General features: G+C 73.7%; 11 protein-coding genes. 9 read left to right on the top strand and 2 right to left on the bottom strand.

Features of this window, described 5'->3' with window-relative positions; all coding sequences use genetic code 11:
- The first annotated feature begins 209 nt into the window (after positions 1 to 209).
- The 8 genes from ACZ6ZI_RS11750 (at position 210) to ACZ6ZI_RS11715 (ending at position 10,150) form a co-directional block, all read left to right on the top strand.
- Positions 210 to 881, top strand: a complete 672-nt coding sequence (locus ACZ6ZI_RS11750) for a cyclase family protein (RefSeq protein WP_469518914.1) — start codon at positions 210 to 212, stop codon at positions 879 to 881.
- A 67-nt stretch (positions 882 to 948) separates the two neighbouring features.
- On the top strand, positions 949 to 2,166 hold the full coding sequence (locus ACZ6ZI_RS11745; RefSeq protein WP_469518913.1) for a DUF362 domain-containing protein: 1,218 nt from the start codon (positions 949 to 951) through the stop codon (positions 2,164 to 2,166).
- 1 nt (position 2,167) lies between these two features.
- Positions 2,168 to 3,523 (top strand): aldehyde dehydrogenase family protein, encoded by a 1,356-nt coding sequence (locus ACZ6ZI_RS11740; RefSeq protein ID WP_469518911.1) that lies wholly within the window; start codon positions 2,168 to 2,170, stop codon positions 3,521 to 3,523.
- Positions 3,524 to 3,594: 71 nt separating this feature from the next.
- Entirely contained in the window at positions 3,595 to 4,680 is a 1,086-nt protein-coding gene (locus tag ACZ6ZI_RS11735) for a hypothetical protein (protein ID WP_469519576.1), read from the top strand.
- 88 nt (positions 4,681 to 4,768) lie between these two features.
- Positions 4,769 to 5,968 carry an ATP-grasp domain-containing protein gene (locus ACZ6ZI_RS11730; protein WP_469518909.1) on the top strand — a complete coding sequence of 400 codons (1,200 nt, stop codon included), beginning with the start codon at positions 4,769 to 4,771 and terminating at the stop codon, positions 5,966 to 5,968.
- A gap of 46 nt (positions 5,969 to 6,014) precedes the next feature.
- Positions 6,015 to 7,271, top strand: coding sequence for an ATP-grasp domain-containing protein (locus ACZ6ZI_RS11725; RefSeq protein ID WP_469518907.1), 1,257 nt, complete (start codon positions 6,015 to 6,017; stop codon positions 7,269 to 7,271).
- Between the two features lie 31 nt (positions 7,272 to 7,302).
- Positions 7,303 to 8,655 carry an MFS transporter gene (locus ACZ6ZI_RS11720; RefSeq protein ID WP_469518905.1) on the top strand — a complete coding sequence of 451 codons (1,353 nt, stop codon included), beginning with the start codon at positions 7,303 to 7,305 and terminating at the stop codon, positions 8,653 to 8,655.
- A 109-nt stretch (positions 8,656 to 8,764) separates the two neighbouring features.
- A complete protein-coding gene (locus tag ACZ6ZI_RS11715) occupies positions 8,765 to 10,150 on the top strand; it encodes a hypothetical protein (RefSeq protein WP_469518902.1) in 1,386 nt (461 codons plus the stop codon).
- A 95-nt stretch (positions 10,151 to 10,245) separates the two neighbouring features.
- Here ACZ6ZI_RS11715 and ACZ6ZI_RS11710 read toward each other — a convergent pair whose 3' ends face one another.
- Together ACZ6ZI_RS11710 and ACZ6ZI_RS11705 are read right to left on the bottom strand one after the other, a co-directional pair.
- Positions 10,246 to 11,622, bottom strand: a complete 1,377-nt coding sequence (locus ACZ6ZI_RS11710; RefSeq protein ID WP_469518901.1) for an FAD-binding oxidoreductase — start codon at positions 11,620 to 11,622, stop codon at positions 10,246 to 10,248.
- Positions 11,623 to 11,715: 93 nt separating this feature from the next.
- On the bottom strand, positions 11,716 to 12,705 hold the full coding sequence (locus ACZ6ZI_RS11705) for an ArsR/SmtB family transcription factor (RefSeq protein ID WP_469518899.1): 990 nt from the start codon (positions 12,703 to 12,705) through the stop codon (positions 11,716 to 11,718).
- A 64-nt stretch (positions 12,706 to 12,769) separates the two neighbouring features.
- On the opposite strand from ACZ6ZI_RS11705, the gene ACZ6ZI_RS11700 reads away from it, so the two are divergent.
- Entirely contained in the window at positions 12,770 to 13,993 is a 1,224-nt protein-coding gene (locus ACZ6ZI_RS11700; protein ID WP_469518896.1) for an MFS transporter, read from the top strand.
- The last annotated feature ends 6 nt before the right edge of the window (positions 13,994 to 13,999 follow it).

The raw sequence follows: 13,999 nt of genomic DNA, 5'->3' as shown, positions 1-13,999 counted from the left end.
GAAATGCCTGGCAGGCTGTACGTGGAGCCGCCACGCTGTGGTAGAAAGTCATGCCGCCGCGGCCCCAACTCTCACGGGAACTTCGCGAGTTGGTCATCCCGACGACCCGGACGACCACCCCTGTACCCGGTGCCTCCGTGCTAGCTTCCGCATGCTCCCCGCGCAGCCGTGACAAAAAATGTTCGCTGCTCAATCAGATGGAGTGGATCATGAAGATGATTGACATTAGCCAGGGCTGGCACGAGGGAATGCCCTCCTACGACGCCCCCTGGTACCCGAAATTCGGCATCCGTCGGGCGATGACTCCCGAAACGGACCCCGCGCGCGGCGGCCGGACATTCTCGGACCTGCAGATATTCCCGCACAACGGGACACATGTGGAGTCCGGCTACCACTTCTTCGAGGACCGCGAGAAGATCGACGAGGTCCCCCTGGACACGTTCGTCGGCCGGGCATGCGTGGCCGATCTGTCCCACAAGCGCGATCTGGATCCGGTCACCGGCGAGGACCTGGAGGAGGCGCTGCGCGACGTGTGGCAGCCCGGCGACCGGCTCCTCATCCGCACCGACCACCCCAACCGTTACCTCGGCCGCGAGGACTACTGGGACAAGCCCCCCTACCTCACCCTCTCCTCGGCCGACTGGATGGTCGACAACGGCGCCTCCCTCGTCGGCATGGACTGCATCACCGAGCGCCCCGACGACCGCAGCGGCCAGGTGCACCGCCGCCTGCTGGCCGCCGGCATCCCGATCCTGGAGAACATCCAGAGCCTCGACCAGGTGGAGAACACGGTCGTCCAGCTCATGGCCCTGCCGATCAAGGTCGCCGGCGTCGAGGCCGCCCCGGCGCGCGCCGTCGTCTTCGACGGCTGGCAGTTCTGACCCGGTCCCTGGCCCGGGCCCTGCCCCTGACCAGGCCCCACGCCCCGCGCACGCCAAGGGAGTTCACATGACCGGCGAGCCCACGGCCGTTGCCCTCACCCGAACCGAGGCCGCCACGGCCGAGGCCGTCGACGCGGCGGTCGCCCACGTACTGGACCTGCTCGGCGATCCCCTGCGGGACGTCGGTCGAGGCGACCGCGTCGTCATCAAGCCCAACATGTTCCAGCGCAAGCCAGGGTTCCGCACCAGCCCGGAACTCCTGCTGGCCCTCGCCAAACGGGCCGGTGAACGCGGAGCGGAGGTGTTCGTCGCCGAACGCACCCACGTCCTCAAGGAGATCCTCCAGGACAGCCCGGTCCACCGCCACGCGCAGGTCGTCAGCTTCGACGACCGCCCCCTGCGCATCACCCAGCTGCCCGGCGCCACCTCCCTGCGGGTGCCGATGGCGATCCCCGACATCGTCCTGGACTGCGACTTCTTCATCGGCGCCCCGCAACTGCGCACCCACTCCAGCGTGGTGCTCACCAACGCCATGAAGAACCTGGTCGGGCTGCTGCCGGGGTTCACCACCCGCGTCGTCCACATGGCCGGCGTCGAGGAGTCCATCGTCGACCTCAACCTGCTGCGCCCCCAACACCTCGTGGTCTGCGACGCCATGACCGTCATCGAGGGCAACTACCCGATGGAGGGCGTCTCCCGCGAGGTCGGCCTGCTCTCCGCCTCCCGCAACGCCGTCGCCCTCGACCTCACGATGGCGGCCGTCGCCGGCGTCGAGGCCTGGGAACTGGCCTACCTGCGCGACGCGCACCGCCGGGGCCTGGGGCCGGGCGGCCTCGACGAGATCGAGGTCCGGGGAGCGAAGATCGAGGAGGTGGCGTTCACCCTCGACCGCGCGCCCGTGGACCTGACGCCGCCGCGCGAGGGCATCCACGTGCACGCCGACACCGCCTGCGACGACTGCCGGCGCTGGCTCGCCGCCGCCATGCACCTGCTGCGCGCCGAACTCCTCGCCCACCCCGGGGAGATCACCCTCGTCTCCGGCCCCATGGAGCGCCTGCCCGCCCTGCGCGGCGCGGTCGTCCTGGTCGGCAACGCCCTCTACGAACACCGCGAGGCCGGCGTCTACCTGGAGGGCTGCCCCCCGCGGGCCATCCAGACGGCCGGCCTGCGCCACGCCCTCGGGCTCGACGTCACCGAACCGGAGCGGACCCAGTTCCGGGTCCCCAGCGAAGGTGCCCCGCACACCGCCGACCTCCCCTGGCCCGCACCCGAGGAGCTGGTCTGACATGACGCTCGCCATACCCGCCATACCCGTCATACGCGACGGACGGGAACGCTCCTCCCGCGACACCCGGATCCTGCACGGCGTCGACGGCGCCCCGCTCGCCACCGTCCACGAGGCCCCCGCCCTGGTCACCCGGCTGACCGTGAAGGCCGCGCGGCAGGCCCCGCCCACGACCCGCGACGAACGCCTGGCCGTCCTCGCCAAGGCGGGCGCCCTGTTCGCGGGCGCCACCCTCGGCGGCACGACCCCCGAGGAGTACTGCCGCCTCCAGGCCCTGGCCTCCGGCGTGCCCGTCACCGTGGCCCGCCGGACCCTGGCCCGGGTCGCCGACACCTGCGCCCGCCTGGGCGGGATCCTCGACGCGCAGACCCCGACGGGCACCGGCCGCGGCGCCCGCTGGGTGCGGCGCGGCTCCGTCTTCGGGGTCGTGGCGCCCAGCAACCACCCCGCCACGCACGGCGCCTGGCTCCAGGCACTCGCGCTGGGCTACAAGGTCGTCGTCCGCCCCGGGGCACGGGACCCGTTCACCCCCCTGCGGCTGGTGCGGGCCCTGCTCGAAGCCGGTCTGGAGCCGGGGTGGATCAGCCTGCTGCCCGGCTCCCACGCCGCCGCCGACGCCCTCGTGGACACCGCCGACCTGTCCCTGGTCTACGGCGGCGAGGACACCGTGGCGCGGCTGCGCGGCAACGACCGGGTCCTGGTCCGCGGCCCCGGCCGCAGCAAGGTCCTGGTGGACGGCCCGTACGACGGGGCCACCCTCGACCACCTGGTCGCCGAGATCGCCGGCGACGGCGGCGTCCGCTGCACGAACACCACCGCGGTCCTCACCTCGGGCGACCACCGGGCCCTGGCCGCTGCCCTCGCCGAACGGCTGGCCGCGCTCCCGGCCCACCCGGTCACCGACGAGCGGGCCGTGCTGCCCGTACGCCCCCGCGCGGAGGCCGAGGGGCTGCGCGCGGCCCTCGACCGGGCCGCCCGGGGCGCCCCGGACCTCATGGCGGGCCACCACGAGGACGGCCCGCTGCCCCTCGTCGCCGACGACGCGGTGGCCCTGCGCCCCGCCGTGATGTGCGTGGACGACGCCGACCATCCCGGCCTCGCCACCGAACTGCCCTTCCCCTGCGTCTGGGTCGCCCCCTGGCAGCGCGCGCGGGGCATCGCCCCGCTCGACGACTCCCTGGCCCTGACCCTGCTCACCGAAGACGCCTCCCTCGTCGCCGAGGCCCTCGACAGCCCGGGCGTCCGCACCGTGCTGCACGGGCGCGTCCCCGACTGGTGGAAGGACCCGTACCTGCCGCACGACGGGTACCTCGGGCAGTTCCTCAACGAGGCGCGCGGGTACGCCGCCCCGGCATGACCGCCCACCGGCACGCGGCCGCGCCCGTGCCGCCCTCTCTCCGGCCGTCCCGACCTCCCGAGGTGACCGACATGTTTGCCGCCTGCCCCGACATCCCCCTCGTGGTGCTGCCCGCCGACAACCTGGTGCGCGCGAGCACCCGCCCCTCCGAACCCGTCGCGCGGGCGCTGGGCGCCGCCGTCGCGGGCCTGGACCACCTGCACGCCGAGCTGCTGAACCCGCTCGGGGCGGGCGCCGCCGTCAAGGCCGCCACCGACGCGGCGGTGGAGCTGCTCGACCGACTCGCCGCCGCCGCGCACGTCGACCCGATGGACACCGCGTCCCTGGTCCCGATCGTGCCCAACCACACCTACTTCGGGGTCAGGACGGCCCCGCTGAGCGACGCCTACCTCACCTCCGAGGTCACGACGGTCCTCGCCCGCACCCTCACCGACCTGCGTGAGGCCCGCCTCGACCTCAACGACCAGGCCGCCGAGGTGCTCTCCATGGCCCGGATCCTGGAGGGCCTGCTCCCCGCCGACGGGCGGCCGGCGGACCTCGCCGCCCCGCCCGCGGGTGCCCCGTACGTCCCGGGCACCGACGAGCTGACGCGGTGGATCGTCACCCACCACTTCTACTTCGTCCTCAACCTGGCCGCGGCCGACGCCGTCAACCGGGCCGTCGCGGCCTTCCGGGCGGCCGACCGGGACGCGGCGCTCGCCGCCGTGGAGGAGGCCATCGTCCACGTACGCGGATTCACGGCGGCCATGCTGCACTCCGGCGACATGTCCGCCGCCTGCTACGGGGCCACGGTCCGCCCCACGATGGCGGCGCCGGCCTGCCCGGTGGCCCTCACCGGCCGCACCCAGCCCGAGCACAAGTCCTTCCGCAAGGCCATGCGCCACCTGATCCGGGTCTCCGCCGAGCCCTTCGCCAAGCTGGCCGCGACCGACCCCGAACTCGCCGCGGCCCGCGACGCCCTGCTGGAGGCGGACCTCCAGGACATCGAGAAGCACGTCGTCATCACGGCCAAGCTCGTCGGGGACGACCGGTCGATCGTGCAGGGGGAGGACTCCGAGAGCGCGATCGCCGTACTGCGCACGATGCGCCACGCGCGGGCGGAGTCGTACCGCGAGCTGATGCGGTTCGGCGACAACGTCACCCTCGTCGGCGGCTGACCCAGGGGCCCGGCCGGCCGGTCCGCCCGCCGGTGGGCGCCACCGCACCACCCGCACCACCGCACCCACCCCTCGGAAGGATCCCGATATGGCGCCGCGTATCGCCCTGCTGGGCGGCCGCCCGGCCGTACTGAAGTCCGCGCACGACCTCGGCTGCGAGGTGGTCATGCTCCACACCCCGGGCGTGTACGACCCCGCCGTCGCCCGCAAGTACACCGTCCAGGTCGTCGAGACCGTCCTCGCGAACGAGGAGGCCACCGTCGCCGCCGGCCGCCGGGTCTTCGCCGAACAGCCGGTGGTCCGCTTCTTCTCCCCCGCCGAACTGGGACTGATCGCCGCCGCCCGACTGAACGAGGAGTTCGGCCTCGGCGGCAACCCGGTGCGCACCGTCCGCATGCTCAAGGACAAGTCCGCGATGCGGCGCCGGCTGGCCGAGGTCGGCCTCTCGCCCGTCCGCTTCCGCGTCGTGGAGAGCGAGGCGGAGCTGCTGGAGTTCGTCACGGAGCTGGCCGGCCCCGCCATGCTCAAGCCCCTCGACTACGGCGGCAGCCGGCACGTCCACAAGGTCGACGGGCCCGAACAGGTCGCGCCGACCTGGCGGGAGGTCGAGGCCGTCGGGCGCGACCGGATGCTGGCGGAGGAGTTCCTCACGGGCCACGAGGTCAGCGTGGAGAGCTTCTCCCGGGACGGCGTACACACCGTCGTCGCCGTGACGGACAAGCTGCTCGGCAAGGGCGGCACCGGGTTCATCGAAGCCGGTCATTCCGTCCCGGCCCGGGTGGACGGATCGACCCGGGCCGACATCGTCGAGCTGACGGCGCGGCTGCTGGACGCCGTGGGCCTGGTCGAGGGGCCCGCCCACACCGAGATCATGATCACCGGCGCGGGGCTGAGGATCATCGAGTCCCACGACCGCGCCGGCGGCGACAGCATCCCCGAACTGGTGCGGCACGCCTACGGGGTGGACCTGGTCCGCAGCGCCGTGGCGGTCCCCCTCGGCATCGACGCCTGGGACCCGAACCCGCCGGCCGCCCGCGCCGGCGCGGCGATCCGCTTCCTGTCCGCGCAGCCGGGCGTGGTCACCTCCGTGGACCTGCCCGCGTCCCTCGGCGAGGGGATCACCCTCGATCTGAAGGCCGAGCCGGGGACCGTCGTCCCCCCTCTGACCTGGTCCGTCGACCGGGTCTGCGGTCATGTGATCGCGGTCGGCGCCGACGCCGGGGAGGCCGTCGCCCGCTGCGAGGCCGCCGTGGCCGCCGTCACGATCACCACCGAGCCCGTCGACTGACGCGCCGCCGCGCGCCCGTCCGTACCGTCCACTGTCGAGGGAATCCATGAGTGTTGATCCGGCCGCCCGTCCGGTCGTCATCGTCGACGCCTACGCGAGCGCACGCTGCCTGGCCCCGCTGTTCCGGGCGCGGGGCCACGACTGCGTCCACGTACAGAGCACCCCCACCATCCCGGCGGCGTACGCGCAGAGCTTCCGGCCGGGGGACTTCGTCGCCAACGTCGTCCACGACGGGGACCTCGACCGGACCCTGGCCGCCCTCGCCGCGCACGCCCCGCGCGCCCTGGTCCCGGGCATCGAACGCGCGGTGGTCCTCGCCGACCGACTCGGCGAGGCGCTCGGCCTGCCGACCAACGGCACGGCGCTGAGCGCGGCCCGCCGCGACAAGTACCGCATGATCGAGACCGTCAAGGAGGCCGGGGTACCCGGCACCGAACAGGTGCTGGCCCACGACCTCGACACGCTGCTGCGCTGGTACGAGAAGGACCGGGGACGCGTCGTCCTCAAGCCCGTCAGCAGCGCCGGCAGCGACGGCGTCCACTTCTGCGACGACGAGCGGGAGGTCCGCGCGGCCTTCGAGGCGCTGATCGGCAGCACCAGCGCGCTGGGCCAGGACAACCACGCGGTGCTCGCCCAGGAATACCTCGTGGGCAGCGAGTACATCGTGAACACCGTGAGCCTGCACGGCCGTCACCGCGTCACCGACATCTGGAAGATGCACCACCTGAGCGCCAACGGGGTGCGCGACCTGCCGGCCGGCGCCGAGCTGATGACCCGCCACGGCGAGGAGCAGGACGTGCTGGTCGAGCACACGGAGCTGGTGCTCGACGCCCTCGGCATCCGCAACGGCCCCGCGCACACGGAGCTGAAGCTGACCCCGGCGGGTCCGCGCCTGGTGGAGACGGGCACCCGGGTGTGCGGGGCCGACGTCCACGTACCCGTCGAGGCGGCGATCGGCGAGAGCCAGCTCGACTGGACGGTGGACGCCTGCACCGACCCCGAACGCTTCGAGCGGCGCCGGGGCGAGGCGTACGAGGTACTGCGGCACGCCCGGATCGTGAACATGGTCGCGCCGGTCGCGGGCGAGCTGCGCTCCTACCCGAGGATGGCCGAACTGCGCGCCCTGGAGAGCTTCCACGACGTGCTCTTCCGCGTCACCCCGGGCAACCCGGTGCACGCCTCGGTCGACGACTGGACCTTCCCGCTGCGGGTGTACCTGCTGCACGAGACCGCCAGCACCGTCGCCCGCGACGCGCTGACCACGCGGTACATGGACGGGCCGGGCTTCTACGAGATCACCTGAGCCCCTCCCCCTCTGCCCGCTTTGGAGATCCATGTCCTTCCTGCGCCCCCGCTTCCCCGGCGAACGCGCCCTGTCCGCCGGCATCGCGATCGACGCGGTCGGCACCGGGATGTACGTCCCCTTCAGCCTGGTGTTCTTCCTCCACGTCACGGGGCTGCCGCTGACGACGATCGGCCTCGTCCTCACGGTCACCGGCCTGATCGGGCTCGGGGCGCTCCCGGTGGCGGGCATCGCCGTCGACCGCTTCGGCGCCCGCCGGGTGCAGCTGTTCCTGTACGTCCTGCGCGGGCTGAGCTTCGCCTGTTTCCCCCTCGCCCACTCGCCGACCGCCTTCGCCGCGGTCGCCCTGGTCACCTCCATCGGCACCCGGGCCTTCCCGGCCACCCTCCAGGCGCGGCTCGGCGAGCTGGTCGACGGCGAGAACCGGGACCGGATGCAGGCCCTCAGCCGCAGCCTCGGCAACGCCGGGCTCGGCGTGGGCACCCTCGTCGCCTCGCTGCTCATCGCCGGCGCCGGCGACACCGGTTACCTGGCGGCGGCCTGGCTGAACGCGGCGAGCTTTCTGGTCGCCGCGGTCCTGGCCGCCCGTACGCCGGTCACCGCGCCCGGCGCCGCTCCCGTCACCGCGCAGGTCACCCCACCCGGCGCCACGCCCGGCGCCACGCCCGCCGGCGCGCCCGGCGCCGCCGGCGGCGCCCGTGCGCGGGTCGACCGGAGCGGCGGCTACCGGCTCGTCGCCAGGGACCGTCCCTTCCTCTCGCTCACCCTCGCGAACCTGCTGGTCGCCTTCGGCTACACCACCCTGAGCGTGCTGCTGCCGGTCTACGCGATCGACTGGCTGCACGTGCCCCAGGGGCTCACGGGCGTCGCGTTCCTGGTCAACACCGTGCTCTGCGCGACCATCGGCGTGCCGGTGGCCGCGTACGCCCGGCGCCTGTTCACCACCCGCACCCGGGCGGCGGCGGCCGGGGCGGTCCTGTTCTCGGGCGGCTTCGTCGGCCAGATCGTGCTGGGGACGATCCGCCCGCAGAACGTGGCGGTGCTGATGGTGGGCCTGGTCCTCGCGGTGATCGTCCTGACCTTCGGCGAGATGGTCCACAGCACCTTCTCGGGCTCCCTCTCCCAGGCCGCGGCGCCCGCCGAACTGCGCGGCCGCTACCTGGCGGCGTACCAGCTGTCCTGGTCCGTGCCCTACGCCCTGGCACCCACCCTGTTCACCTCCCTGCTCACCGTCGACGGCCGGCTGCCGTGGCTGGTGGTCGCGACGACGACGCTGCTGGGCGGGCTCCTGCTGCTGCGCGTCGAACGCTCCCTGGCCCCTGCGGCGGTGGCCTTCCCGCCACCGCGCCCCGCCGCGAAGGCGGCGGCGACCAGCGGTGGTTGACCCGCCCGCTCCCCCGCTCCCCGACTCCCCCGACCCGCCCGCTCCCCAACTCCCCCGCACCGCCCGCTCCCCGATTCCCCCGCCTCCACCACACCCGAAAGAGGTCCGCATGGATCGCGTCTCCCTGACCGCGGAGTACCTGGCCGAGCTGGCCGAAGGCAAGCCGACGACGAGCGAGCTGTTGGGAGGGCTCCCCGAGAACAAGATCCTCAACAGCGACAAGCCGAACGGGCGCGGGCAGTGGCTCTCGCGCCCCCTCTTCCTGGGCCGCGAGGAGCACACCCGGCTCGCGGCCGACCTGGACCACCTGCTGACCGCACTGGCGAGCCTGCCCGAGAGGCTGTTCGGCGGGGACTTCGCCGCGTTCGCCCGCGCCGGCGGGCTGAACGAGGTGCAGGTCGCGGCCGTGATGAGCAACCGGGGAGCGACCATGACCCGGCAGACCCGCGCCGACATGATCTGCGACGGCGAGGGCTTCAAGCTGCTGGAGCTCAACATCGGCAGCGCGGTCGGCGGCATGGACAACGTCGACGTGTGTCGTGAACTCCTCGCGCATCCGACGCTCTCCGCCTTCGCCGAGCGGCACGGGCTGACCTTCCGCGACTCGCTGCGCGAGCAGGTCACCAACATCCTCGTGGAGAGCGGGTTCACGGAGCGGGACCGGCCGGTGGTCGCGCTGACCGAGTGGCCGACCGTCTTCGAGAACGAGATCCCCTACATGACCCAGCTGTGCGAGCGGTGGGGGGAGCTCGGTCTGGAGGCGTACCCCGCGCACCTCGGGCAGTTGGAGGTGCGCGACGGGCGCGTGTGGCTGCGTGATCGGCCCGTCGACATCATCGTGCGCACCTTCCTCATCCGTGACGTCCTGGCCCCGGACGCCGAGCTGCTCACCCGGCCCGTCTTCGAGGCGGCGGACCGCGGCGAGGTCAAGGTCTTCACCCCGCTCGACACCACCGCGTACGCCAGCAAGGGCGCCCTCGCGATGCTGTCGGACGAGCGCAACCGGGAGCTGTTCGCCCCCGAGGTGCTGGAGAGCCTGGACCGGATCCTGCCGTGGACGCGCATGGTGCGGCCCGGCACGGTCACCCTGGAGGACGGCGCGCGCGTCGACCTGCTGACCTACGCCGTCGAGCACCGGGAGGACCTGGTCCTCAAGCCGACCTCCCTGTCCGGTGGCAAGGGCGTGGTGCTGGGCTGGGCCGACGAGGTCACCCCCGAGCGCTGGCGCGAGCACCTCGACGAGGCGCTCGGCAGCCCGTACGTCATCCAGCGCAGGATCCGCTCCGTCCTGGAGTCGGTGCCGGCGGAGGACGGGGGGCTGCGGCGCTTCCGCCCGGTGTGGGGCATCGTCACCGGGGTCAACGGCTTCACCGGGGCCAGCGTCCGGGCCATCCCGGAGTCCTCGGGGGACGTGGTGGTGAACGTGGCGCACGGGGCGCACGTGGGCGGCGTACTGCACCAGGTCGCGCAGGCGGACCCGGACCCGGTGGCCTGAGCCGTCTCGCCCCCGAGGGCCCGCGGACGGGCATCTGCTCGCCCGCGGGCCCTTCGGCGTGTCGCGGCGGCCTCCGGTCCGTGCGCGGGCGGCGCTCAGGGGCCGGGCGGCAGCAGGGTGTGCGGGCTGAGCAGCCGGTCGGGGTCCAGGGCCGCCTTGATCGACCGCATCACGGCGATGTCCGCGGCCGACCGGGTCAGGTGCAGGTGGCGGGCCTTGGCGCGGCCGATGCCGTGTTCGGCGCTGATGCTGCCGCCGACGGCCGCGACCCGTCGCAGCACGGCCTCGGTGACCGCCTCCTCGTCGGCGGCGGCGACGTCGAGGAGGTTGACGTGCAGGTTCCCCTCGGCCAGGTGGCCGAAGAGGTACGGCCGGGCCCGGCCGGCCAGCAGCGCGGGCAGCTCGGCCACGAAGTCGGGCAGCACGGCGAGGGGCACGGTGACGTCGAGCTTCAGCGGGATCCCGACGGCGTTGATCGACTCGGTGTGCCGTTCCCGGTAGGCGGCGAGCCGGCGCCGGTCGGGGGCGTCGAGGGCGACGGCCACGTCGCGGACGTCGTCGCGGACGTCGGCCCCGTCGAGCGCCTCGGCCAGTTCCTCGGAGGGGTCGCGGCGGCCCGCGCACTCGACGAGGAGGTAGACGGGATGGGCGGTGCGGAAGGGGGCGGGCAGGCCGCTCTGTTCCAGGACGAGGGCCAGGCCGTCGGCGGTGAAGAACTCGGCCAGCTCCAGGGAGTCGAGCAGCCTCAGCCGCGCGAGGACGCCGACGGCCGCGGCGAGGGAGCCCAGGGCCAGGAGCGCGGTGGCCCGGTGCGCGGGGCGCGGTACCAGGCGCAGCCGGGCCCGGGTGACGACGGCCAGGGTGCCCTCGCTGCCGACGAGCAGGTCGGTGAGGTCGTAGCCGGTGTTGTCCTTGGGCAGCCCGGCCAGTCGGTCGAGGACGGATCCGTCGGCCAGGACCGCCTCCAGCCCGGCGACGTTGGCGCGGGTGGTGCCGTACTTCACGACGCGTTCCCCGCCCGCGTTGGTGGCGATCATCCCGCCCAGGGTGGCGGAGTCGCGGGCGGCGAGGTCGACGGCGAAGTCCCAGCCCCGCGGCCGGAGCCGGCGGTGCAGTTCGGCCAGGGGCACCCCCGCGCCGACGGTGATCCGCCGCGCGTCGGGGTCGAGGGGGCCGATCCCGGTGAGCCGGCTCAGCGACAGGACGACCTCGTCCCCGTCGGGGCCGGGTACGGAGCCGCCGACGAGGCCGGTGTTGCCGCCCTGCGGGAGGACCGGGACCCCGGCCGCGTGGCACAGGCGCAGCACGGCGGCTACCTCGGCGGTGTCGGCGGGGCGGACGACGCAGCGGGCGCGGCCGGTGTGGCGACCGGTGAAGTCGCTCTCGTAGGAGGCCTTCAGGGCGGGGTCCGTCAGCACGTGGGCGGCCCCGACCGCGGCGCTGAGGTGTCGTACGAGTCGTTCGCGATCCACGGTGTGCCGGCCTGTCTTCTCGGGACATCGGGTGACGGTGGTGCGGCGCGGGGCTCGTGGAGCGTCGGCCCGCGCGGAGGGAACGGCCGCATCCTACGGGGCGGCGGCCAGGATGGACTCGGCGACGGAGGTGCGGGCGTAGAGGACGGAGCGGCCGGCGCGGTGGGCGCTGACCAGACCCGCCGCCCGCAGCGCGGTGAGGTACTGGGACACGCCGGCGGGGGAGATCCCCGTGCGGTGGGCCAGTTCGGTGGTGGAGGCGGGGGCCTCCAGTTCGGTGAGCAGCAGGGTCCGCGAACGGCCGAGCACGGCGGCGATGGCCTCGGTCCGGGCGACGGGCCGGGCCTCCCACAGGGCGCCGACCCCCCGTGCGGGATAGGCGAGTTGGGGCGGATCGGGGATCCGGACCCGGGTCAGCAGACGGGGCCCGGCGAACACGGTCGGCACAAGGAGCAGGCCCTCGCCGGCCGTCGTACGGGTCAGGGTGCGCTGTCGGCGGACCAGCCGCAACGCGTTGTCGTCCCAACTGACCGAGGCGTGGAGCTCGTTGAAGAGTCGGGCGGCGCCGTGTTCGGCGACCTGGCGGGCCCGGTGGAAGACGTCGGCGTCCAGGACGGTCCGCATCCGCGCCCAGTACGGGGCGATGGCCAGCTCCCAGTACGTCTCCACCTCCTGGGTCAGTCGGGGCAGTTGGGCCCGCGGTTCGGCGCGCAGCTGGCGCAGGCGCGGGCCGCGCGGCCGCCCGTGCTTGGCCAGGTGGTCGAGGTCGTGGCGGATCTGCTCGGGGGGCCCGTCGGTGATGGCGGCCAACTCCGCGGCCAGGGTGGGCGCGGGTCCGGCGGGGGCCGGGTTGAGGAAGTCGGGCAGGTAGCCGGAGGGCGGGATCAGCTCGGCGAGCCACCCCCGGTCCAGGCCGGCGGCCTCGATGCGCGGCCGCACCTGTTCGACCCAGGGTCGGTGCACGGGGTGCGCGGGATGGCCCAGCAGCCGGAAGCTGGTCACGACCTCCCACATCGGGGAGACGGCGAACCGCGTCTGTGCCAGGTCACGCGCCGAGAACGCCAGCTCCGCCAGGACGACCACCCCATGGATTCAAGCATTTCTTAATCAATGGCCATCAGCGTACTGCGACACGAGGATCCGGGACATGCTCTCCTCCTTCAGTGGGCTGTCCCGCACGGCCTGGATCATCTTCGCGGGCACGATCGTCAACCGGCTCGGCTTCATGGTCACCCCCTTCCTCGTGTACTACCTGGGCTCGCGCGGGATCAGCACCTCACAAGTGCCTTACGTCCTCGGCGCGTTGGGCGCGGGCAATCTGATCGGCCCGCTGCTCGGCGGCTTCCTCGCCGACCGGCGCGGGCGCCGTTCGACCATCGTGATCGGGCTGCTCGGGGTCGCCGTCTCGCACGGTCTGCTGTTCGTCGCCCCGAACCTGGTGACCCTCGTCCTGGCCGCCGCGCTCCTGAGCATCACCGGCAGCACGGTCGGCCCCGCCGCGTCCGCCCTCCTCGCGGACTCCGTCGAGCCGGAGCGGCGCCGGTCCGCGTTCTCGCTGATCCACTGGGCGGTGAACATCGGCACCGCCGGCGCGGGCATGCTCGGCGGCTTCCTCGCCACCCAGGGCTACTGGCTGCTCTTCACGGTGGACGCCGTCACCTCCCTCGCCTACGCCGTGATCGCCGCGATCATGCTGCCCGCCGGCGCCCCGGCCCCCGGCGCCGGCCCCTCGCGCGGCAAGGGCGGCTACGGCGTGGTCTTCCGGGACCCGCTGATGCGCGCCCTGCTCCCGCTGTTCGGGATCTCCGTGGCGATCTACTGCCTCATCGAGGCCGGCCTGCCCCTCGCGATCCGCGACGACGGGCTGCCGCCGACCACCCTCGGCCTGATGTTCGCCCTCAACGCGGCGCTGGTCGTCATCCTGCAACCCGTGGCCACCTCCGTCCTGAACGGCATCCCGCCGCTGCCCGTCTACGTGGCGGCGAGCATCCTGGTCGCCCTCGGCGTGGCCCTGACCGGCGTCGCCGACAGCGCCTGGGCCTACGCGGGCACCGTGGTCCTGTGGTCCGTCGGCGAGGCCTCCATCGGCGGCATCCACTCCGCGATCATCCAGAGCATCGCCCCCGAGGACGCCCGCGGCCGCTACCAGGGCGCCTTCCAGTGGTCGTGCGGCATCGCCCGCTTCACCGCCCTCACCGCGGGCACCGCCCTGTACGCCCACGCCGGCCCGCCGGTCCTGTGGTGGACCACCGCCGTCCTCGGCGTCACCGCCGCCCTCGCGGCCGGTTCCCTGGGCCCCGGCATCAGCCGCCGGCACGCGGCGATGGAGGCGGCCGCCGCCAAGGAAACCTCCGCCCCCACCGCGCACTGAGAGGAC

Source organism: Streptomyces sp. NPDC103540, assembly GCF_055584445.1.
The sequence above is the reverse complement of the archived record's forward strand: the minus strand, read 5'-3'. Positions and strand labels throughout refer to the sequence as shown.